Raw genomic sequence first — 22,547 nt, forward strand, 5'->3', positions numbered from 1 at the left:
ACGTCTCCTCAGCTCGCCGGGTAGCGGTCGATGGCGGGCGGCTTCGGCGCCGGGACTCCGGAGAGGCCGAGCGTGGCGTCGTAGGCCTTCTTCCAGTCGCCGTTCTTCTCGCGGGCCGCGAGGGCGTCGTCGACGGCGAACCGCAGGGCGTTGTCGCTCTTGGGGACGCCGATGCCGTAGGGCTCCTCGGAGAACGGCTTGCCCACCACCTTGAGTTCGTCGGGGACCTTGGCCGCGTATCCGATCAGGATCGCGTCGTCGGTGGTGACGGCGTCGACCTGATAGGTCAGCAGGTTGTCGACGCAGACCGAGTACGTGTCGTACGCGACGAGCGTCGCCTTCGGGTAGTCCTGCTGGATGCGCTGGTAGGGGGTCGAGCCCGCCGCCGAGCAGACCCGCTTGCCGTCCAGGTCCTGCGGCCCGTTGATGTCGTCCTCGTCGGAGCGCACGAGCAGGCCCTGGCCCGCCATGTAGTAGGGGCCGGCGAAGCCGACGAGCTTCTTGCGGAGGTCGTTGATGGTGTAGGTGCCGACGTAGTAGTCGATCTGCCCGTTCTGCAGGGCGGTTTCGCGGTTCGCCGACGCGATGGTCTTGAACGAGATGCTCTTCGGGTCGAAGCCGAGCGAGGCCGAGATCATCTTGGCGATCTCGATGTCGAAGCCGGAGTACGTGCCGGTCGCGGGGTTCTTCTCGCCGAGGAACGGCTGGTCCTCCTTGGCCCCGACGACGAAGTGACCGCGCCGCTTTGCCTTCTTCCAGGTGGCGGAGTCCGGCAGCGTAAATCCGGTCGCCACTTGGTACTTGGGCAGCTCCTCGGGTTGCGGCCCCTTCACCGGCGGGCTGCCGTCCTTGCCGCAGGCGGTGGCGGCGCAGGCGGCGAGGACGAGCGCCGCGAGCAGACGTGTCGTACGCATCATGGCTGTCCCCCCGTCAGTGCTTGAGGATCTTGGAGAGGAAGTCCTTGGCCCGGTCGCTCTCCGGGCTGTCGAAGAAGTCCTCGGGCGCCCGGTCCTCGACGACGCGGCCGTCGGCCATGAAGACGACGCGGTTGGCGGCCGAGCGGGCGAAGCCCATCTCGTGGGTGACGACGACCATGGTCATGCCGTCGCGGGCCAGTTGCTGTATGACCTCGAGCACTTCGTTGATCATCTCGGGGTCGAGGGCGGATGTGGGCTCGTCGAAGAGCATCACCTTGGGGTCCATGGCGAGCGCGCGGGCGATGGCCACGCGCTGCTGCTGGCCGCCGGAGAGCTGCGCGGGGAACTTGTCGGCCTGGGTGGCGAGGCCCACGCGTTCGAGGAGCTCGCGGGAGCGCTTCTCTGCGTCCTCCTTCTTCCGGCTTCGCACCTTGATCTGCGCGAGGGAGACGTTCTGCAGCACGGTCTTGTGCGCGAAGAGGTTGAAGGACTGGAAGACCATGCCCACCTCCGCGCGGAGCATGGCCAGTGCCTTGCCCTCTGCGGGCAGGGTCTGCCCGTCCAGTGCGATGGCCCCGGACTCGATCGTCTCCAGCCGGTTGATCGCCCTGCACAGCGTTGATTTGCCCGACCCTGACGGGCCGATGACCACGACCACCTCCCCCTTGCCGACGGTGAGGTTGATGTCCTGGAGGACATGCAACTCCCCGTAGTGCTTGTTCACATCACGCAGCTCGATCAGCGGATCGACGGCCATGCCCTGCCCTACCCACTCTCAGCGGTGTCGGTCCGCGCAAACTATCCACGCCAAAACGGGACTTACCGGACGACACGCACTTATGGGCATTAACCGTATTTGCAGTTACTTCATCCCGCGGCCAGGTCCCCGAAGCCGCCGGGCTACGTCTCCGACGCCTCCGCGTAGACCTGGGACAGCTCCGGGGCGCCCTGCACCGCCCAGTCGAGCCCGGCCTCCACCACCTGGATCTCACGCCCCGACGCGAGCCGTACGACGGGGCTGCCACCGGGCCAGACGTGCCAGGTGGCGCCGGGCACCGTACGGACGACGACCGAACCCAGGTACAGACCCGCGTCGTTGCCCAGCCACGGCAGCAGCTCCGGATCGTCGCGCCAGCGCGGAAGGAGTTGGTCGAGCGCGCTCAACGAGGCCGGGGTGTCGTCGAGTTCGAGGCCCGCGTCGGCCGCCTGGGAGCGCAGCAGCTCGCATTCGGAGAGGAGTTCGGCCACCCCTTGGGGGTCGTCCTCGAACACCGCCGCGAGACCCGGCTCCTGCTCCGCCGCGTGTCGCTTGCGCCACCTGTCCAGGAACGGGATGAAAGGGATGTTCATACCACCCAGCGTGGCATTCGCATCGCCCGGAGCACCACAGGCGCGCTCATCACCGTGTCCTCTCGGCGAGTTCGGGTCATGTTCACGCGCGACTCATTGACGCGCCTCCGCGGCCTCCTTAGCTTCATGGCGCACCTTTCATCACGTCAGTTTTCCGGCAACGGGAGGGGTCCGTCGTGCGCCGACGTACAGGGGGAGTGGCCGCGGTGTTCGCGGTGCTCGCAAGCGTCGTACCAGTGGCGACAGCGCAAGCCGCCCCGCACAGACCCGAGCCGCTCCCCCTGGAGCGGCTCTTCGACAACAGGGCGATCAGTGACGACGCGCAGCCCGGCGACGCGGACTTCGACGGTTCGGGGGGCTCGCTCTCGGCGCGCGATCTGACGACGGCGGGATGGACGCCGGGGCGTTCGCTCGCCGTGGACGGTGCGCGGTTGACCTGGCCGCGGACGGCGGCGGGCGAGGCCGACAACGTACGCGCCGACGGGCAGTCGGTCCGGGTACGCGGTCGTGGCGACGCCCTCGCCTTCCTGGTCGCCGGCACGGGCGGCGAGGCGAGCGGCACGGGGACGGTCCGCTACGGCGACGGCTCGAAGGGCACGTACCGCCTCACGGCGCCCGACTGGCGCTCGGGACCGCTCGCCACGAAGTCCGTGGCGCTGCCGCATGTGAACACTCCCGGCGGCCAACTCGCCGAGAAGGCACGGCTGTACGTCGTGACCGTGCCGGTGGCGCGCGGGCGCGAGGTCGCCTCGGTGACCCTGCCGAAGGACCCCGGCGCCCCGGATCTGCACGTCTTCTCGCTCTCCGTGCGGCAGCCCGCGAAGGGGTGGACGGGCAGCTGGTCGGCGTCGACCGCCGGGTACACGGCGGTGGGGCCGTGGGCCGACCGGACCGTGCGGCTCGTCGTCCACACGAGCACCGGCGGCCCCCGCGTGCGGATCCGGCTCGACAACACCTTCGCGTCGGCGCCGGTGCGGATCGGCAGCGCCACGGTGGCGGTGCAGGACTCCGGTGCGGGGGCGCGCGGTGAGCCGGTGCCGCTGTCCTTCCGGGGCGCGGCGGGCACCCAAGTCCCGGCGGGCGCCCAGGCGTTCAGTGATCCGCTCGACTTCGACGTCCCTGCGGACAGCAACCTCCTGGTGAGCTTCCACCTCCCCGAGACGGTGACGACCGCGCCCGTGCACAGCCAGGCCATTCAGCGCTCGTACGTGAGCGGCCTTGGCGACCACACGGCGGACGGCTCATCGGCGGCGTACACCTCGACGATCTCCACGTGGCCGCTGCTCACCGGCGTCGACGTGAGCGGCGGGCCCGGGTCGGTCGTCCTGCTCGGCGACTCCATCACGGACGGCGTGAAGTCCACGCAGGACGCGAATCACCGGTGGCCCAACGTCCTGGCCACCCGGCTGCTCCAGCAGGACACGGTCCCGCGCTTCGGGGTGCTCAACCAGGGGATCTCCGCGAACCGCGTCGTCGCCGACCGCTATCCCGGTGACGGTGTATCGACGGACACCGGCGGCGTGAGCGCGCTGCACCGGCTCGACCGCGACGTGTTCGCCCAGACGTCCGCCCGTACGGTCGTGGTCTTCGAGGGGGTCAACGACGTCCGCTGGGGCACGAAGGCGGACCAAGTGACCGCCGGGCTGCGGGAGATCGCCGAGCGGGCGCGGGCGCGGGGGCTGCGGGTCGTGGCCGCGACGATCGCGCCGTGCGAGGGCGAGTCGCTGTGCACGGCGGCGGCCGATGCGGAGCGGGTGGCGGTCAACTCGTACATCCGCGAGGGCGGGGACTTCGACGCGGTCCTCGACTTCGACGCGGTGCTCCGGGATCCGGGGCATCCCTCGCGGATCCTTCCCGCGTTCGACAGCGGGGATCATCTGCATCCTGGCGACGCGGGGTTGGCCGCGATCGCGGAGTCGGTGGATCTGCGGAAGCTGGTGCCGTAGCCCGAGGGCGAACGTTCCCTGGGCCCGGTTCCACCGGGCCCAGGGGTCAGGCTAGAGCTCCAGGTCCACCACGACCGGCGCGTGGTCGGACGCGCCCTTGCCCTTGCGCTCCTCGCGGTCCACGTACGCATCCGTCACGGCCTTCGTGAACGGCTCGTTCCCGTAGACCAGGTCGATCCGCATCCCCTTGTTCTTGGGGAAGCCCAGCTCGCGGTAGTCCCAGAACGTGAACGGGTGCGCGTACTTCAGCGGCCGGGGCACGACGTCGGAGAGCCCCGCCTCCCGCAGCGCCGCGAGGGCCTCGCGCTCGGCGGGCGTGACATGCGTGGCGCCTTCGAACAGGGCCGGGTCCCACACGTCCTCGTCCGTGGGCGCCACGTTGAAGTCGCCGAGGACCGCGAACGGCCGTGGCCCCGCCGCGTCGGCCGCGATCGCGGTGTTCAGCGCCGCGAGCCACTCCAGCTTGTACGCGTAGTGCGCGTGCTCCACCTCGCGGCCGTTCGGCACGTACACCGACCAGACCCGCGCGGGGCCGCAGGTCGCGGAGATCGCCCGCGGCTCCTGGGCCCCGTCGTAGTCGGGCCCGCCGGGCAGGCCGGGCGTCACGTCGTCGAGACCTACGCGGGAGACCAGCGCGACGCCGTTCCACCGCCCCGTCGCGTTCACCGCCGACTCGTAGCCGAGCTCGCGCAGCTCGTCGGCGGGGAAGCCCTCCGCGGTGGTCTTGGTCTCCTGGATGCACAGCACATCCGTACCGCTGTTCTCCAGCCAGGCGAGGAGCCTCGGGAGGCGAGCGGTGATCGAGTTCACGTTCCAGGTGGCAATGCGCATGGCTCACAACCTACCGGGCGGGTCCGACAGTCACAGGTCGGCCGACTCGCCCGGCGTGAGGCGCAGGTGCTCGGCTCCGCCCAGGGCCCCGATCTGGGAGTCGTAGATCGGCCGGGCGAGGTCCGTGAGCAGCGCGTCGTGGATGTCGTAGGCGCGCAGCGGCTTGACCTCGCGTACGTAGTCGATGACCTCGGAGATCTTGTTCCAGGGCGCCATCACCGGCAGCATCAGCGTGTCCACCGGCTGCTCGGGGACGGTCAGCGCGTCGCCTGGGTGGAAGACCGAACCGTCCACCAGATAGCCGACGTTGGTGATCCGCGGGATGTCCGGGTGGATCACGGCGTGCAGCTCGCCGTGCACCTGCACATCGAACCCGGCGGCGCTGAAGGTGTCCCCGTGCCCCACGACATGCACCCGTCCCGGGAAGGCGGCCGAGATCTTCTCCGCGACGGAGCGCAGGGTCCAGATCTCGGCGGCGGGATTGGCCTCCATGCCCGCGCGCAGCCGGTCCTCGTTGAAGTGGTCGATGTGCTCGTGCGTGACGAGGATCGCCTCGGAACCGACCGCGGCGTCCTCCTCGCTGAAGGTGCCGGGGTCGATGACGAGACTCCGGCCGTCCCGCTCGAGGCGGACACAGGCGTGCGTCTTCTTCGTGAGCTTGATGCGCTTCGCGGCAGTCGTCATGCCCCCATCCTGCTACTCCTGGGGGGTGGTTTCCTCGCGTATCACGGCCTGGGCGATCTTGAACGCCGAGTTCGCCGCGGGGATGCCGCAGTAGACGGCCGCCTGCAGCAGCACTTCCTTGATCTCCTGCGGGGTGAGGCCGTTGCGCAGGGCCGCGCGGATGTGGAAGCCCATTTCGTCGAGGTGGCCGCCGGCGACGAGCGCGGTGAGGGTGACGCAGCTGCGGGAACGCCGGTCGAGCCCCGGACGGTTCCAGACCTCGCCCCAGGCGTAGCGCGTGACGAGCTCCTGGAAGTCCTCCGAGAAGTCGTCGGCGGCGGCGAGTGCGCGGTCGACGTGCGCGTCGCCGAGCACCTCGCGGCGGACCTTGATGCCCACGTCGTACGGATCGGGACGGCCGCCGCCCACGGCCTCGGGCTGCGCCATGGGCCCGATCTCGGCGACGGGCGTGACGGGCGGCGGGGCGAGCACCGGCTTGACCGGGGGCGCGCTGATCGCGGCGTGGGTGCCGGTCGCGTCGGTCGGGGTCTGCCAGGCGGAGGAGAAGTGGCGTACGAGCAGGTCGGTGACGGCCGCGGGCTGCTCGACGGGCGCGAGGTGGGACGCGCCCGGCACGACGGCGAGGCGGGCGTCCGGTATCCCGGCGACGAGGGTGCGGGCCTCGCCGGGCCCGGTGACCTGGTCCTCAGAACCGACGAGCACGAGCGTGGGCACCCCGATCCTCCCGAGTTCGGCCCGCACGTCGAAGGCGGCGAGCGCCTCGCAGGCGGCTATGTAGCAGCCGGGGTCGGTGGTCCGCACCATCTGTACGGCCCAGTCGGTGATGGCGGGCTGCGCGGCGGCGAAGCCCGGCGTGAACCACCGGTCGGGGGAGGTACGCGCGATGGGGTCGAGCCCGTTGCTCCGCACGATCACACCGCGCTGGCGGAACTCGTCGGCGCTGCCGAACCGCGGCGAAGCGGAGATCAGCGCGAGCGAGGCCACGCGCTGCGGGTGCCGCAGGGCCAGTTCGGCACCGATGGCACCACCGAAGGCGCAGCCCGCGTACCCGAAGCGCTGCACTCCGACCTCGTCGAGCGTGCCGAGCAGCCGCTGGGCGAGCTCGGTCACGGAGCCGGCGGGGTGCGCGGGCGCACCGCCGTGTCCAGGCATGTCGAAGCGGAACACCCGCCAGTGCTTGACCAGCTCGGGAACCTGTCGGTCCCACATGTGCCATGTGGTACCCAATGAGGGACCCAAGATCAGGACAGGGGCGTCTTCTGGCCCGTCAAAGCGGTATTGCAGGGTGCTCTTCGGTGTCTCACTCACTCGCCTGAGCCTCTCATCTGTCACGGACGCCCCTATAACAGGGGGTCACTGGATACCGTTTTGACCAGGTTGAATACCTCGCGGGCGGCATATCGCTTGAGGCACCTGATGATCTCACGACGAGTCTTGCCCTCCCGGGTGCGGCGTTCGTAGTACGCCTGCGTGCGCGGGTCGTGGCGCAGCCTAGTGAACACGATGCGGTGCAGGGCGGCGTTCGCCTTCCGGTCGCCGCCCTGGTTGAGCCGGCGCGAGCTCCGGCGGCCCGAGGAGTACTCGACGGGGCTGGCTCCGCACAGGGCGGCAAACGATGCCTCGGTGTGCACGCGCTCGGGATTGTCCCCCATGGTGATCAGGAGCGTCACGGCACTGTCCGGACCGATACCCACCGGCGCGAGCAGCTGCGGGGCGTGACCTTCGATGAGCCGGGTCAGGCGCTGATTGAGGTCATAGATCTGCCCGGTGAGGTGTTCAACGCGCTGGGCCAGCATGCTCAAGCTGATCCGGGTGGCCTGGGCCACGCCGTCCCCGTCATCCCCCTGATCCAGGCTCAGACGGGCGCAGGTGCGGAACAGCTCCCCGTTGCCCAGGCTGGACAGCCGTTCCCGCAGGGCCGGGTCGGCTATGACCAGGACGGCCTTGAGCTGGTTGATCGTCTGGGTGCGGGCCCTGACCGCGGAGTCCTTGGCAATCTTGAAGAGCCGGGCACTTTGTACCGGACCGTCGCCGGTCTTGGCGCGAGCCCTGGCGCGCCCGCTGAGCACGGCCCGCGCGGCGGCCTGCGCGTCGAGCGGGTCCGACTTCCCCAGCAGACAGCGAGCCGTACGGTCGGGCCGGTTCACCTCGAACACCGCGACATTCTGCGCCAGCAGGTAGCGCGACAGGCCCGCTCCGAAAGTACCGGTGCCCTCCACGCCAGCCCGGCGCACCGTGCCCAACTTGCGGGCCCAGGCGAGGAGCCGACAGTAGCGGACCGCTGTGGCCGGAAAGGACTTGGTGCCCAGGATCTGGCCCAGTGGGCAGACCAGCGCGGCGACATGGTCCTCGCCGTGCGTGTCCACCCCCAGGACGACCTCGCCCCGAGCGGGCGGATCCGTACTGGTGGACAAGGTGCTGCGCTGTCTGGTCGTCATGATGGTCCGCCTCCCGCGTCGTGATTGCTGGGTGGCTGGCACCGGCCTGGCCGGGTGGTCTGAACCGTGATAGCGCCGACTGGACGGCAAGGCTCCTATTGGGACACACCCTGTGGCTCGGTGACAGCAGGCACCATCCCGCAACGGCAGCCGACACGCCTGTGACAAGACACTTCGGTCAAAGATGTCATGAGTCAGACCCCCGTCCGGAACGGTGCTACGCAACCGTCCTACTGCCCCCCAGTGCGACCACATGCCCCGACCACTCCCGGGAGACTTCGTCCGAACCGGCAGTGAACTTGCTCTGGACGGGACAACGATGAGTTGGCTCCTCGTCCACCCCTGATCAGCATTGACGGACAACCCAGTGGCCCGCCCTACGAGGCCGTCGGCCTCACCAAATCGACCACGTACCGCTTGGTGCGCGTTTTGCAGGAGGAGCCGTATCTGACGCACAACGACTCCGACGATTACGTCATCGGCCGCAGCCTGATGGGGCTCGCGGCGGCATGATCCCGCACGCCGACCTCTACGCATCCGCCCGTCCGGTACTGCGAGTACTGGCCGACCTGTCCCGGGAGAGCGCAACCCTGCACGTGCGGGCCGACGACGAGGCGGTTCTCGTACTCGGAGCGGAAAGCGACTACGAACTACGACGAGCCGCTCACCTCGGCTCGTCGACCGCGCTGCGCCGGGGAGTCGGCGGTCAAGACATCCTGGCCCCTCTGCCACCGGACGAAGCCACAGCCATACTGTCCCGTACAGGTCAGTCGAGCAGCGCGGAAGAGGTGCCTGCCGCCCTCGCGGCCATCCGGAACCAAGGGTTCTCTCTGTCCGCCGGAGCCGCCCACCCCGGCCTGCGAGGCATCGCGGTGCCGGTCCTGACTGCAGAAGGCCATCCCGTGGCGTCCGTGGCCGACAACGGAGCTGAGCTAACCAGCCGTAGCCAGCGGCGAGCCTGCCCCGGGCAGCCTCATCCCCGGCTCTGGCGGCGCGCGAAGCACCTGGCGGGGCGAATCGGGACGTCGTTCTTCAGCAAGGCCAGGCGCACGGTGACCAGGCTCGATCCGACGAAGCCGCATGCGACGCGATCAAGTGGCCCTCCTTGGATCAGTCCTCGCCACGCAAGAGAACACCCTCGACCCACACGTGCACCGATTCACTCGCAAGCTGATGAGCCTGCTGCCCCGACACAGAGACACGCGATGATGCCATCCGGCCACCAGGAGAAGACGTAGGTGCCGGGTGCCGCAAATCCCCGTCCAGCCCCGGCCGGTATCAGACGCGCAGGCGACGATCACGCCGTACCGGTGGAGGCCGTACCGGTGGAGGCGAAAGCCCGGGACGCCGCCCCGCCTCTCGGCGGCGCAGCGAGAAACCTGCGGGCCTTCTCAGGCTCGGAATCCCGCCGCGCCGCGCACGTCAACTCACCGGAGCCCGCACGGAGTTTCTGGGAGGCAAATACACACCACACCTGACGCATTGTCCGACTCGGCGGATAATCTCATCGGGCGCGCTCGTCTCCGCCGCCGCGGAATTCCAAGGTGCCCGGCAGTCCGCGGCGGCGGAGACGAGCGCGCTCAGGCCCAAGGCGTCGCTGCACCGTCGGCACGTGTGTGACTGCGCGGGCGCCAGGGGTGCTCCGGGCGCGGTGTCCGCGCCGGGTGTGTGCCTCCTTGGGTGGATGGGTGCCTAACTGGTTTCGGAGGAACTGCTGGTGGCGCAGATCGACTTCCGTCTCGTCCAGAGCGCGGTTATGGGAGGCCGGGATTCGGACCAGCCGGTCATCCTGCCCGAGGAGCCGCACAATCTGGATGAGTTCCGCCGCCAGTTCGGCAAGGACGCCTTCTGGTGCGGGACGCTGCTCGGTGGCTGCGGCGAGCGGCTGATGACCAAGCGCTACGAAACGAAGGTCTGTCACTTCTCCCATTTCCCGGACCGCGACGGAAGCCGGGCGGCTTGTCATCGCACGGCCAACGGCGTCGACAGCGCCGATCACCTGTTCATCAAGGCGCACGTGACGCAGTGGCTGGCAGGCCAGGGGCACGCGGCACAGGCCGAGTTGCGCAGCCTCGGGCACGGCCCCGGGGATGCCGTGGACTTCGTGCTGCGTGCCACGAATCAACGCCTGCGCTTCGAGCTGCGGCCCACCGACTACCGCAGCTGGCGTGGAACGGCAGACAGCCTGGCCGCCAAGGAAGGGCACGTCGAGTGGGTCTTCGGGCTGGAGAGCGCCATCACCCGGGATATGACGGCCCGCTACGACTATGCCCTGCGGGTGCGGTGCGAGACCGACGGCAACAGCCGCCGGGTTCTGATCGGCACCGTCACCGAAAACCGCCCCGTCGCCTGGTCCCCGCTCGAGCAGTGCCGGATGACCGGCGACGGCCTCATCACCCCCGACCTCGACGAACTGCGCAGTCGCGGGCTGCTCCGCGAGGGCGCCGCGCGCCACGACGCCGTGGCCAGCAGCCTGCCGCTGCGCGGCACCGAGATCGTCTTCGCAATCGACGGCGAGGCCCAGCCCGACACCGACTCGCCTCTCGTGGAGGGCAGCCGGTACCTGATATCCGGCTTCATCAAGCCGGCCGGACACCGGATCCTCAAGGCCCAGCTCTCCTTGCCCCACGACACCCCCCGCCCCACCGAGCAGTACGTGTACCGGCTGGCGGGCGCGGTGCGCCTGCTGGTCACCGAAGCCGACCGGCCGGGCGAGAGCACCCGCTGGGCGGTGCGCGCGGACAGCCTCATCCAGCTCAAGGGCCTGGACGCGGAACGCACCGGCCTGTGGCGTCCCCCCGTCGCCCTGGACGAGCCCCTGCCCGCCATGCGGCCCGCCCCTGCCCCCACCGTTCCGGTGCAGTCCCAGGGCAGTCGCACCGCGACTGTGTTGCGGCGGGCCCTCGAAGGCGTGGCGCGGGAGGGAGCCACCACCACGTGGAAACAGCTGGCCGAGCGGGTCGGCCTGGATCTCGCGCACCTGCCCGATCCCAAACGCCGGGACTTCCTCGTGGAGGTCGACAAGCCGCGGGCCCGGAACCGGTCGCTGTTGTGCGTCCTGGTCCGCGCGCCCTCCGGCCGTCCCCTGTCCTATCTCGCCACGGTGCTGCGCCTGCTCCAAGTCGCCGCCCCGGCCTCAGAGTCCGCGCTGAACCGGTGGAGCGAGGAGCAGATCCGCGCGGCACATACGGCGTACGGCCACCGCGCTCCTCCCGTACCGGCATCGGCTGCCGTTGCGGTGGCCCCCCGGCCCGCGGAGGCGAAGGCCGCGCAGCAACAACTGACCCTTCTCAAATCCCAGTTGGCCGTGGGTCGCGCCACGTTACCCCGCGCCACCGGCCGGCGCGCCGCCCGCCTGGCCACCACGGTCAAGGACGGCGAGCAGCATCAGCGGCTCTACGAGAGTGTCCGGCAACGCAGGCAGGAGCTGCGCGCGTGGCAACGCGAGAGCGAGCGACTCCTGGGCGACCTCGATCGCCTCATCGGCCACCCTCTGCCGGCGTCTGCTCCCGCGAAGAAGAGCACGCCCGTCGTCCCGCCCGCCGCGAAGAGCCCCGTCTCGCCGGGAAAGGACCAGCACACGTTCCAGGCGCAGGCGGCAGCGGACATCGCCCGTCTGACGCAGCTGTTCAAGCAGGCCCGTGATACCGACGACCTGAACGAGGCCAGACGGATCCGCCAGGAGGTCTCACGGATCGCCACGGATCGCCTGTCCGGCGAGCCACGGCAGAACCTCCTACTGCTCCGCACTGACCTGCAGACCTGGATCATCAGCCGTGAAGCGGCAGCCGCCCACGCGGCGCTGCGCACCTTGTTCACGGACCTCGCGACGGCCTGCCCCGCCCCCACGCCTCTCGTCCTGCGCAGCGCCCTGGCCCACGCGAAGATTCTCAAACGACGCTGCCCCGGTCCCCTGCCGCAGGATCTCCACACGGGGCTCGCCCGCCTGGAAGCCCAGGTCAACGGCGAATCGGTGACTCCAGACGACGGATCCACCCCACCGGCGACCCACCCGTCACCCAGGGGTGCTCCGCCCTCCGATCTGGCCGCCTTCGCAGAAGCCGGGGCGGAGTTCGCCTGGCTCATGAAGGAGATCCGTGCCGCGCAGGAGGCCGGCGACCTGGCTGCGGTCCAGACCGCACGCCACTTGGCCGGACCCATCTACGGCCGACGTCTGTCGCCCGAAGACCGTGCCACCTACACCCCGTTGATGCGCGAGGTGAAGGCGTGGTGCCAGGAACAGGATCCGAACACGGACCCGATCCTGCGCCGTATCCGTCAAATCCTCGCCGAACTCGGCCGCGCCGGCAACAACCTGGCCACCGAGCAACTCGCCGCGTTCCTCTACGAGATCGGCTCGCTGCGCCGTCAGTTGGACCGGCGCCTGCCGGTGCTCGAAGAGGTTCAGGTCAAGCGGTGGAAGCGCCAGCTCAAGGCCCGCACATCGAGCGCGCCTCATCATGCCGCACCGTACGCGGCGGACCCGGTCAAGCCTGTCCCCGGCCCCAAGGCCACCACACCGTCTCCCCCGGACCGTCTGCCGATCGAGACCATCGACAAACTGGCCTCCATCGCCCGGGACGTCCTCAAGGACGCGGCGCGCAGCGGCGGCTCACTTCTGACGTGGGGTGACCTGCGGCTGCGGATGGCGGGCGGGCTGCCGCACGTGCACCCGGACGACCAAGGTGAACTCCTGGTCGCCGTCGACCGGGAGACACCGGTCGGTGAACCGCTGCTGTCCACACTCGTCGCGAGCGCGGACGCCTCGCTGCACTGGCTCTACCGCCACGTCTGCTTCAGCCTCGGCCGCGAACGCATACCCGAACCAGACCTTCCCGCCCACTGGGCCACCGAAGTCCTGCGCCTGCGCCAAACCTGGCGCCACCGCTGACCCGCCGCACTGAGCGAACTGCGTCCGGGCCCAGCCGGCCCGCCGTTCGGAACGGTCGCGGACACCCGCCGACCTCGGCTCGCTGCACTGGTCCGCCACGACTGCACGCGGCTACGGGTAGACGCCGAGCTCATAGCGGGATACCCCGGCGTACACGGTCACGGTGCCGTCGTCGCGCATCTCGCCCCATGGACGCTCCGGGAGTGAGGTGTCCAGGAAGCTGCCGGAGTAGCCCTCGCAGCAGTCGAGATGGTCCTGCCGCGCTGCCACGTCCGCTTCGGTGCGGGGGTTGCGCATCGTATGGATGTCGTGACCGCTGCACTCGTCGTTCGGGCGCGGTTCGCCGTGGCCACAGTCCGCGGTGCCGCACGGGCAGAAACGGTCACACCCCGGCTGGTTCCCGGTCCTGGGTGATCACGGCGCGTTATCGGGGTCGTCGACGGCAAGCGCGATCCCCGTCGTGGAGAGCGCCGCAGCGGTATGTCCGTTCCCCTTCAGGGGCCCCGACTGCGCGTCGCGTTGCCAGTGCCGGACCGCGTCAAGCGCCCAGAATCGTGAGGACGCCACAGCAATCGGCCCCCCCTACCGGGACGCACCCCCGCCGCCCAAGCACCGGCAGCGCACCATCCTCAGCCCACGGCCAACACTGTGAGAAAAGGACACTTCTGTCAGAGATGTCATGAGTCAGACCTCGGCCCCGGGACAGCGCCCACCCGTCTTTCCGCCCGTCACAGCATCCCCACCCAGAAAATACCGAGCATGCCAGTCCCGACTCCCGAGACTTCCCGGATCTGATGTCGACCGCTCGCTATGCGGCACAAAGGCCGACACCTCGGGTCAGGTTGCATCACGGCCGGTGCGGCTCCTCAACGGTGTGCGCACCACGAGGCAGCGCACCAACGTGCGGGGCACTCGGACCAGATCCGCGGTGGGCGGCCCCAGCGGCAGCAACGCCCCCTGCGGGCACTTGAGGCGTTCGCAGACACCTCAAGGAACGCTGAGGCCCCCTGGGCCGCGGAGAAGAAGACCGGGAGGCAGGGAAACGGATACCTCTACCGCAACTACGTCAGCTTCATGACGATGTCGGCACCCTCGGCGGAGTTGTAGAGGACGGGGTCCCCTGATTCCTCGCCGTAATAAAGCGTGGTGTCACACCCGTCCGAGAAGTCCAGCACTACCGAGGTCGCGCCTGCCACATCCAGAGACTTCCAGGTACCCTGCCCCGACTTGGTGTGCAGGCCACCGGACGAGCACGAGGAGTACTGCGCCCTGAGGTTCTTGACGGTGAACTTGCCCTTGTCCCGCAGGTCGAGCGTCGCCCCTGTATCGCCGTTCTTCCATTCCCGCACCAGGGTCCGGGGCTTTGCGGCTCCCTTCTCTGGATAGGGGTCGCTCAACGGGGCACAGGAGGTGCAGACCAGCAAAGCGCCGACAAAGCATGGGGCGAACAGGAAGATCCGGGCGGATCCACGTTTCCGCGGTGTGAGCCGCGGGTCAGTCCCTGAACGCCCCATACTCATAGGTCACTCCGATGTCATTCGTTTATGCCGGTCTGCTGATTGTATTGACCTGTCATTGCATGGGAGGGCCTCCCATGACGCCGCCTCGGGCGGGGATGACGGCCCGGAACACGATCGTCATGTCCTGTTGGTGAGCGGCTCCACCGAAGGCGATGATTCCATCGTTGTCCACCCACCTGGAAACGAACCGTTCAGCGGATGTTCCGTACCCAGTCGCATAGTGCGTAAGGGATGAAGCGGATATGGAGTTACGAATGGTTATGCGCGCCTGAATTCCGGTGGAATTGGCCCGCAAGATCTTGTACTTCGTCGTGTACGAGCCAAGAACTGCTGTCGCGACATTCGCGTCGCCGTTAAGGACCGACTTTGCGTCGCTGCCCAACTGCTGCGCCTTGCCGGACGTGCTCTTGCCGCCGATAGAGTTCGGATCCAGGGAGCCCTGCTTCTTGCCGAGCTCGTAGTACCTCTTCGCGATCTCCGCCCTATGGGCCGCAGTGAGATCCGTCATCATGACCTGCAGGGCAACCTTGCTGTCCTCGCCGTACGTCTCGTACCGGTCCAGCTTGCCGAGCATGAACTTGCCGACGATCTTCTGGAGACTGTCGTTACCGCCGCCGAGGACAGCGTCCTGCGGGTTGCACGCCCGGTCGATCGGATACGCGCCGCAGTATCGGGCCATCTGATACTGCGGGCTGGCGATCGCCGCCCTGGACGCCATCGAGACCAAGTACGCCCAGCGCGGCAAGAAGGTCACCATCATCGGCCTGAACAAGCCCAGCGCCGAGATGCACGACAAGCTCGCCGGACAGCTGACAGCTGACCGCCGACCACTGATCACGACACCAGCCGCCCCTGCCTCGAACCACACCGAAGCCCGCCCGGACACCGGTCGTGGCGAGTTGGTCACATCTGCTGATCGGGCCAGTCCAGGAGGCGTGCGCCAATGATCGCGGTCTGCAGGGTGTAGCGGTGGACGGGGTCGGCGGGGTCGGCTCCGGTGAGCTTGTGGATGCGGTCCAGGCGGTAGGTGAAGGCGCGCACGCTGAGGGCGAGTCGGCGGGCGGCCTCGGCACTGACGTAGCCGGAGTCGAAGTAGGCGGCGAGGGTGTCGATGAGGGGCTGGGCGCCGCCGCGGGCGCGCTGCAGCGGCCCTAGTGTGTTGACGACCAGGTCGGCCATGGCTTGCCGGTCGCGGGTGAGAACCGGGTAGACGAGAAGGTCCGCGGCACGCAGAACCGGGTCGCTGAGGCCGAGCCGTTCGGCGAGTTCCAGTGCGTTGAGGGCTTCCTCGTAGGACTGGACGACACCGCCGGGGCCGGATTGAGGGCGACCGATCGCGACCTGACCTCCGTCGGTGGCCGCGTAGGCGTGCTTGGCGAAGAAGGCGAGCACTTCGTCCTGGTCGGCCGGGGCAACGCAGACGAGGCGGCCGTCCTTGGTGGTGAGCAGGACGTGCCGGTCGCCGAAACGGCTGACCATGGCGCGTTCCACGCTGCGCGGAGTCGGGTCACCCTCCTCGTACGCGGCCGCGCCCCGGGCCACTGCCACGGCATGGGCGTAGGAAAGGCGCAGCCCGTACCGTTCGGCGCGTTCTGCGAGCTTGCCCATGTCGCTGCGGCCGTACAGCATGTCGTCGATGAACTCGCGGCGGGCCGCCTCCTCCTGGCGTACAGCGGCCCGCTGAGCCCGCTCGTACCCCTCGGCGAACGCGTCCAGTGCCTGAGCGACAACCGCCAGGACGCTGTCCGGCGCGACGGCGCCGGCGGGCCAGTGTGTCCGCGCCGCGGCCAGGTGGGCGGCCACCAGGGCCCTCATCCCATGGCCGGCCTCCGCTGCCTGCTCGCCCAGAGAGCGCCGGGAGTCGAGTTCATCGCGGGTCAGGCGACGGCCGGTGGCGGAGGCATCGGCGATCAGCCGTGGGTAGCCCTCCAGGTAAATGGCCGCTACGTCGCGGTCGGTCATGATCGCCCCCGATATCGTGAAGTCTTGACGCTTTTCTAGCGCAACGCCGGCGCGGGCGTGTCGGCGGGACTGCGGGAGCCCGTCCCCGGCGACGGCTGAAGGGCCCACAGGCCGCCGGCCGGTGACTGCGATTCGGTAACGGGGCAAGCACCCGGACACGTCGGCCGGACAAACCCTCCCTAGAGTTCACCTGGAGAGTGGGCGCCACGGAGGGCTGCTCGTCACCAAAGGCGCAACCTGGAGCACGCCATGTCCGACCACAAGCCCCCGCACCTCATGGTTCTGGCCGTTCTTCCCTTCGCCGTCATGGTGATCGTCGCCGCGGTCGATTTCGGCGCAGGACCGGGCGTGGGCTACCTGCCTCTGGTGTCACTCGGTCCCGCCTTCGCCGGCCTCATCGGCGGCTGGCGGCGTACCGCGCTCATCGGCGCCGCGGCACTGCTGCTGTGCACCGCCCTCGGCATCTACAACGAGTCCTACTCGCAACGCCGCCTCTACACCGCGATGGCCTCGGTGGCCGGTGTGACCGCGGCGGGTGTCGCGGCCGCGGTGATGCGCCAGCGCCGCGAGGCCGAACTGGCCAGCGTCCGCTCGATCGCGGAGGTCGCCCAGCGGGTGCTGCTGCGCCCGGTGCCGCGCAGCGCAGGACCCCTGCGGATCGCCTCCTCGTACACCTCCGCGGTCGCCGAGGCCCGCATCGGCGGCGATCTCTACGAGGTGGTCGCCTCCCCGCACGGCGTGCGCATCATCCTGGGAGACGTGCAGGGCAAGGGACTTGAGGCGGTGGAGACCGCTGCCCTCGTCCTCGGCGCCTTCCGTGAGGCGGCCCACGACGAGCCGGACCTGACATCTGTCGGCGACCGAGTGGAGCGTGTGGTCAACCGGGAACTGCGGGGCGAGAGGTGGACTTCGTGCCGGGTGACCAAGTACTGCTCTACACCGACGGCGTCAGCGAGACCCGTGACCACACCGGCGCCTTCTACCCCCTCGGAGAACACTCCTCGCTGCTCAAGGATCATGATCCTGACGCCGCTCTGAACGCGATCCGGGCCGAGATCGTACGGCATGCGCAGGGGCCGCTGCACGATGACGCGGCGATGCTTCTGCTGCGCTACCAGGAGCGCTGAGAAGTGGCCGGGGGGGCCGGCCTCCCTCAGGGGCGACTGGCGTGCCGGGCCTGCGGGTTGGTGAGGGCGTGGCGCGGGTCGGTGGCTCGGGTGATGGCGGTCTCGACCGAGGCGACGCGGTCGGCGAGGAGGCCGAGGGCGGCCACGGCGCGGGCCAGGGGGGCGTCGTCGGGGCCGCCGAGTGTCCGGGCGCGGACGTGGGCGGCCTTGATGCCGTCCCAGCGGTCGGCCTGTTCCGGGGTGAGCGTGCCCCGCAGCTCGGCCAGCTTGAGCAGGTTGGCCTCGGCGCCGGTGGTGAGGGTCTGGGCCTCGCCCGTGTAGTGGTCGTCGATCACGGCAGCGAGTTCGGCGTCGTTCATGACGGGGTCGATGCGGGCGGCGATCTTGTTCATGTTGCGGTAGGAGCCCTGGAGTCGGAAGGGCGGTTCGGTGCGGGTGCCCTCGGACTGGCCCGCGGATGCGATGTAGGCGGCGTTGACCGCGAGGACCGACGCGCGTGCAGTGAGCAGGTGTTTGAGCACGGCGACGACACGCTCCACTTCGGCGGGGGCGTAGGGGTACGTGAGACCGTCGGCGCGTGCGGTGGGGTCGTGCTCCGCGAGGCGGATCAGGAGGTCCAGATCGGCACGGTCACGCCCGGCGAGCGGGGCGAGAACCGGGTTCGCCGTGAGGGCGTTCTCGACGAAGCTGACGGCGAAGGCGTCCTCCTTGCCCGTGAGGACGTCGCCGAGGTTCCAGATGTCGGCGCGGTTGGCGAGCATGTCGGGGATGCGGAAGCGGGCGCCGGACTCGGTGTAGGGGTTGCCCGCCATGCAGACCGCGAAGCGTTTGCCGCGCAGGTAGTACGTGCGTGAAGTGCCGTTCCAGACGCCTTCCATGCGGCGCTGGGCATCGCACAGGGAGATGAACTTCTGCAGGAGTTCGGGCGAGGTGTGCTGGATGTCGTCCAGGTAGAGGAGGACGTTGTTGCCCGCCTCCAGTGCGAAGTTGACCTTCTCGATCTCCTGGCGGGCCGTGGCGTTCGGGGCCTCGGCGGGGTCGAGCGAGGTGACACCGTGACCGAGCGCCGGGCCGTTGACCTTCACCAGGACCATGCCGAGGCGGTCGGCGACGTATTCCATGAGGCTCGTCTTGCCGTAGCCGGGCGGGGAGATGAGCAGCAGCAGGCCGCCCGCCGTGCCGAGCTGCTTGCCGAGGCTGTCGCCGATGAGCGGCAGGTACACCTCGTCGATGAGGCGGTTTCGGACGAAGGCGGACATGACTTTGGGCCGGTACTCGTCCAGCCGCAGGCGGGTTCGTTCGGCAGCGACGAGCTCGGTGCGCCGGGCCTGGTAGGCGCGGAAGCCGGGGAGGGTTTCGGCACGGAAGTCGTGGGTGCGGGCGAGGAGTTCGTCGATGCGGACCGTGAGGCGGCGCCCTTTGATGCGCGGGTGGGCGCCGAGGAGTCCGTCGACGGTTTCGGCGAGGGGGGCCTCGCGGTCGTAGCGCCGCAGGTCGGGGCAGAGTTCGACGGCGATCGCCTCGGCGAGGTCGTCGGCGCCCTCCCCGGAGGCGGTCGCGTACGAGGACAGCCACGCCTCGACCAGCTGCCGCCGTGCGCCGAGGCCGCAGATGCCCGCCAGGTCATCCTCGTACGCCGGACCGTCCACGGCGCGGCGGAACTTGTCCAGGAAGGTGCGGGTGCGCGTCGTGGTGACGAAACCCGCCGGCCCGGTGGTGAGCTCCTCGAAGAGGTAGGCGGCGGCCGGTCCGCCGATCCGCTCGGCGAGTTCCGCGCACAGGTTGTCGATGGCGGGCGCGAGGCCGAAGGTGTCACGGGCTCGGGCCAGCGACACCGCGCGCCGCTGCCAGAGGTCACGCTCCTCCGGCTCCGTTCCGTGCGCCCAGAACAGTTGGGCCGCCGCGCGCGCCTCGGGGGTGTGCCGCAGGAGTCCCGCGCCGTCGTGGAGGCGCAGCAGGGCTCCGAGGATGAGGGTCGCGTCGTGGTCGTGGACGCCGCGCTCATACCCTTCGTCGTACGAGGCTTCCGCCGCCGCGCGTACGAGGCGCGGCAGGTCACCGGAGTCCAGGAGCGCCTCGGGGCCGTGTTCGGAGAGGAGGCGGGCGGCGAGGTGTTCGGCGCGGTAGACCTCGGCGGTCTCCGACGGCAGGACCTGGTCCCAGTAGGGACGCAGTGCGGCGAAGGACGGGTCGGTGACGGGCGAGCGGTAGTCGGTGCCGGTGAGCGCGAAGGCCATGCCGTCGCCGTCCGTGGCCGGGACGAGGGTGAGGTCGAGGGGCTGGGTGTTGACCGCGAAGCGGTGGCGGCCCAGGCGGATGGTGTCGCCGCCGTCCCCGTACAGCTCGGTGCGGTCGCGCAGGGCGCGAGTGGCCTCCTGCCGGGCGGCCCTCAGACGCCCTTCCAGTTCCTCGGCCCGCACCTGGTCGTCGAGTTCACGCAGTTCGTCGATGGTGCGACGCACCTTGCCGACCATCGGGTCGGAGGCGAAGTAGGTGCTGATCTCGTCCGTGGAGGCGAGCGTGGCCAGGCGGCGCGCGACCGTCTCCAGGACGCGGGTGGCCGAGACGGCGAGGCGCTCGGCGTGCCGGGCGCGGGAGTCGGCGAGCGTCTGCCTGCGGGAGGCGAACGCGTCGTACACCTCGCCCCGCTTGGCGTCGAGCTCGGCCAGGAACTCGTCCGACCCGGCGAACCGCCCTTCCAGGCCCTCCAGTTGGAGGAGGAGGCGGGCGAGTTGGTCGTCGCAGGTCTCGGGGGTCGTGGCTGCGGCGAGGGCGCCGGTGACCGCCTGGCCGAGCAGGGAGAACTCGGCGGCGAACTCGGCTCGTCCCTCGTGCGCGGTCAGTTCGCGGCGCCGGGCGTCCAGCGTGGCACGGGCCCGGTTGACGCCCGCGAGGACCGCCGCGACGCGCTCCAGGATGCCGGTGCGGACGGTGGCGTCGCCGATGTCGAGGCCGGCGACGACCTCGGTGACGGTCTGGAGCTGCTCGGTCAGTTCCTGGAGCCGGTCCGCGAGGGGGGCCGCCTCGGCGACCGTGGTGAGTGCGTCGGCGTCGGCGGTCAGCTGCTCGATGTCGGCGTGGTGGGCGGCGAAGGCGTCGGGGCGTTCCAGGAAGGCGACGGCCCGCTGCCCGGCCGACGCGATGTCGGCCGCCAGGTCGCCGGCCAGCGAGTCGATGCGCTCCCCGTCGGCGTACCGCATGTCCTTCAGAGTCAGCAGATGCCCCTGTGCGCGCCGTAGTTCCGTGATCCGCTCCACCCATTCGGGCGCGTTCCGCGGGGCCTCCCCGCGGATGCGGCGAACGAGCGCGGCAATGCGTGCGGCCGAGTCGGTGAGCGCGTCCGTGGCCTGCCGGGTCAGGGCCAGCACGGTGGCGAACTCCGCGACCACCTGCTCGGCCGTCTCGCGCACGGCGTCCAGCGGCTCCCCCAGGTCCCCCGCTTCGTGGTCGCCGAGCCAGTGGGAGGAGTCGGCGGCCCGTACGCAGGCCGCGGCGAGCGCCTCGTACACCTCGGAGGTGGGTGTGGTCTCGGTGACGGACCGGGCGATGGAGAGGCAGTCGGAGATGCCCCGTACGAGGTCCGCGTTGCCGATGCGCGCCAGCGGACCCTCCCCCGCCGGGCGGGCGGCGGCATAGGTGTCGGAGACGTAGGGGGACTGCCACAGCTGCAGCGGGTGGACGCGTGCGGGTTCCGTTGAGTCGGCGCGCAGCGCGGCCAACAGGCCGTCGTCGAAGAGCGCGTACCCGTGGCAGGACAGGGGGGTGGCGACCTCCTTTCGGATCATGTTGTACGGCAGGAGCAGCGTGCGTCCCTCCGCGCGCGCGTGGAACGCGAAAAGGACGTCCTCACCGTTGGGAGAGCGCACCGCGCGCTCGAACTCCAGGCCGCGGGTGTCCAGGGCGTCGAAGGTCTTGTACGTGCCCGTGGCCAGGCAGTAGCCGCCGGGGAAGACGATGCCCTGGTCCTCGGGCAGGCGGCGGCATGCCTGCCCGATGCCGTCCAGGCGTATGACGTGCCGGGTGAGAGTGTTGAAGACGAGGTGGCGCCAGGCGTCCTCCTTGTAGGGGCGCACGCGCAGCAGGATCAGCGCGCCCACGCGCGCGTGGAACACGTCCGCGTCGGCGAGGGACTGCAGCGGTTCCTCGACCGGCTCCTCGTAGACCCCCTCCCCCGCCTCGGTGTCGTTCTCGACCTTGAGGGTCAGGGTGCCGCCGACCGTCCCGACGAAGATCTCGCCGCCGATGGAGATGTGCGGGTGACGGCCCAGGACGTGGTCTTCGCGGGTTGCCTCGGTCCAGTCGAAGTCGTGCGAGGGCGGGAAGACGTGATCGCGCTCGCCGCGGGCGTCCAGGAACTCGGCCCGCCCGTCGGCCGAGAGTCCCCAGCGAAGGACCCGGATGTCCTCGGCCTTCTCACCGGTCCTGAAGACGGCGAGGATCTTGCCGTCGATGTGCCGGAGCTGGAGGAGCCGTGCGTCACGGTAGTAGCGGAAGAGCGCGGCGAATTCGCGGACGAAGTCCGGGCCGTCCAGAAGTCCGGGCACCGCGTCCTCGGGCAGGCGATTCAGGTCGCGGTCGTGGAGGGCCAGGACGTCACCGATGGCGGTCTCGGACTTCTGGCCAACGTGGACGTGGTAGCCGAAGAGCAGGATGTCGCCGACGGCGATGACGTCGCGCGGTACACACGGCTGCTCGGTGCGGATGCTTTCGGTACCGGTGAGGGTGAGCTTGGTCGAGCCGAAAACAGCCACGCGCCGGTCGTTGAGGGCGGTGGCGCGATCGGCCAGCTGCCTGGCCTGCACCGCCAGACGGTCGCGCAGCACCTCGTACGTTCCCGCGTCCAGACCGGTCCCGCTCTCCATGTCCGGCTTCCCTTCACGT

At 69.8% G+C, this 22,547-nt stretch carries 14 protein-coding genes and 1 pseudogene; 3 read left to right on the forward strand and 12 right to left on the reverse strand.

The window, feature by feature from the left end; genetic code table 11:
- Positions 1 to 8 precede the first annotated feature (8 nt).
- The 3 genes from E2651_RS04355 to E2651_RS04365 form a co-directional block, all read right to left on the reverse strand.
- A complete protein-coding gene (locus tag E2651_RS04355) occupies positions 9 to 917 on the reverse strand; it encodes a glutamate ABC transporter substrate-binding protein (RefSeq protein WP_135329630.1) in 909 nt (302 codons plus the stop codon).
- A gap of 13 nt (positions 918 to 930) precedes the next feature.
- A complete protein-coding gene (locus E2651_RS04360) occupies positions 931 to 1,674 on the reverse strand; it encodes an amino acid ABC transporter ATP-binding protein (protein WP_135329631.1) in 744 nt (247 codons plus the stop codon).
- 143 nt (positions 1,675 to 1,817) lie between these two features.
- Positions 1,818 to 2,267, reverse strand: coding sequence for a DUF6278 family protein (locus E2651_RS04365; protein ID WP_135329632.1), 450 nt, complete (start codon positions 2,265 to 2,267; stop codon positions 1,818 to 1,820).
- A 176-nt stretch (positions 2,268 to 2,443) separates the two neighbouring features.
- Between E2651_RS04365 and E2651_RS04370 the strand changes: the two genes are divergently transcribed.
- Positions 2,444 to 4,213 (forward strand): SGNH/GDSL hydrolase family protein, encoded by a 1,770-nt coding sequence (locus E2651_RS04370; protein WP_135329633.1) that lies wholly within the window; start codon positions 2,444 to 2,446, stop codon positions 4,211 to 4,213.
- Between the two features lie 51 nt (positions 4,214 to 4,264).
- Here E2651_RS04370 and E2651_RS04375 read toward each other — a convergent pair whose 3' ends face one another.
- From E2651_RS04375 to E2651_RS04390, 4 genes are read right to left on the reverse strand one after another with little or no spacing between them, the layout of a single operon-like run.
- Complete coding sequence (locus E2651_RS04375) at positions 4,265 to 5,044, reverse strand: exodeoxyribonuclease III (protein WP_135329634.1); 780 nt, start codon at positions 5,042 to 5,044, stop codon at positions 4,265 to 4,267.
- A 30-nt stretch (positions 5,045 to 5,074) separates the two neighbouring features.
- Positions 5,075 to 5,707 carry an MBL fold metallo-hydrolase gene (locus E2651_RS04380; RefSeq protein ID WP_135329659.1) on the reverse strand — a complete coding sequence of 211 codons (633 nt, stop codon included), beginning with the start codon at positions 5,705 to 5,707 and terminating at the stop codon, positions 5,075 to 5,077.
- Positions 5,708 to 5,740: 33 nt separating this feature from the next.
- The gene (gene pcaC, locus E2651_RS04385) at positions 5,741 to 7,036 is read right to left on the reverse strand and encodes a 4-carboxymuconolactone decarboxylase (RefSeq protein WP_135329635.1); all 1,296 of its coding nucleotides are present in this window, start codon (positions 7,034 to 7,036) and stop codon (positions 5,741 to 5,743) included.
- Positions 7,037 to 7,068: 32 nt separating this feature from the next.
- Positions 7,069 to 8,166 (reverse strand): IS110 family transposase, encoded by a 1,098-nt coding sequence (locus E2651_RS04390; protein WP_245238567.1) that lies wholly within the window; start codon positions 8,164 to 8,166, stop codon positions 7,069 to 7,071.
- Positions 8,167 to 9,883: 1,717 nt separating this feature from the next.
- Here E2651_RS04390 and E2651_RS04405 point away from each other — a divergent pair.
- Positions 9,884 to 13,057 carry a hypothetical protein gene (locus E2651_RS04405; RefSeq protein ID WP_135329638.1) on the forward strand — a complete coding sequence of 1,058 codons (3,174 nt, stop codon included), beginning with the start codon at positions 9,884 to 9,886 and terminating at the stop codon, positions 13,055 to 13,057.
- Between the two features lie 111 nt (positions 13,058 to 13,168).
- Here E2651_RS04405 and E2651_RS04410 read toward each other — a convergent pair whose 3' ends face one another.
- The 4 genes from E2651_RS04410 to E2651_RS04425 all read right to left on the reverse strand — a co-directional run bounded on the left by E2651_RS04410 (position 13,169) and on the right by E2651_RS04425 (position 16,539).
- On the reverse strand, positions 13,169 to 13,354 hold the full coding sequence (locus tag E2651_RS04410; RefSeq protein WP_135329639.1) for a hypothetical protein: 186 nt from the start codon (positions 13,352 to 13,354) through the stop codon (positions 13,169 to 13,171).
- Positions 13,355 to 14,118: 764 nt separating this feature from the next.
- Positions 14,119 to 14,454, reverse strand: a complete 336-nt coding sequence (locus tag E2651_RS04415; RefSeq protein ID WP_135329640.1) for a hypothetical protein — start codon at positions 14,452 to 14,454, stop codon at positions 14,119 to 14,121.
- A 175-nt stretch (positions 14,455 to 14,629) separates the two neighbouring features.
- The gene (locus E2651_RS04420; protein ID WP_135329641.1) at positions 14,630 to 15,337 is read right to left on the reverse strand and encodes a hypothetical protein; all 708 of its coding nucleotides are present in this window, start codon (positions 15,335 to 15,337) and stop codon (positions 14,630 to 14,632) included.
- 143 nt (positions 15,338 to 15,480) lie between these two features.
- Positions 15,481 to 16,539: a PucR family transcriptional regulator gene (locus E2651_RS04425; RefSeq protein ID WP_135329642.1), complete on the reverse strand. Its 1,059-nt coding sequence runs from the start codon at positions 16,537 to 16,539 to the stop codon at positions 15,481 to 15,483.
- A gap of 249 nt (positions 16,540 to 16,788) precedes the next feature.
- Between E2651_RS04425 and E2651_RS04430 the strand changes: the two are divergent.
- Positions 16,789 to 17,666: pseudogene (locus tag E2651_RS04430) on the forward strand (PP2C family protein-serine/threonine phosphatase).
- A gap of 26 nt (positions 17,667 to 17,692) precedes the next feature.
- On the opposite strand, the gene E2651_RS04435 reads toward E2651_RS04430, so the two are convergent.
- The gene (locus tag E2651_RS04435) at positions 17,693 to 22,528 is read right to left on the reverse strand and encodes a DNA repair ATPase (RefSeq protein ID WP_135329643.1); all 4,836 of its coding nucleotides are present in this window, start codon (positions 22,526 to 22,528) and stop codon (positions 17,693 to 17,695) included.
- Between the last annotated feature and the right edge of the window lie 19 nt (positions 22,529 to 22,547).

It is taken from the genome of Streptomyces sp. MZ04 (assembly GCF_004684775.1).
GTDB lineage: Bacteria > Actinomycetota > Actinomycetes > Streptomycetales > Streptomycetaceae > Streptomyces.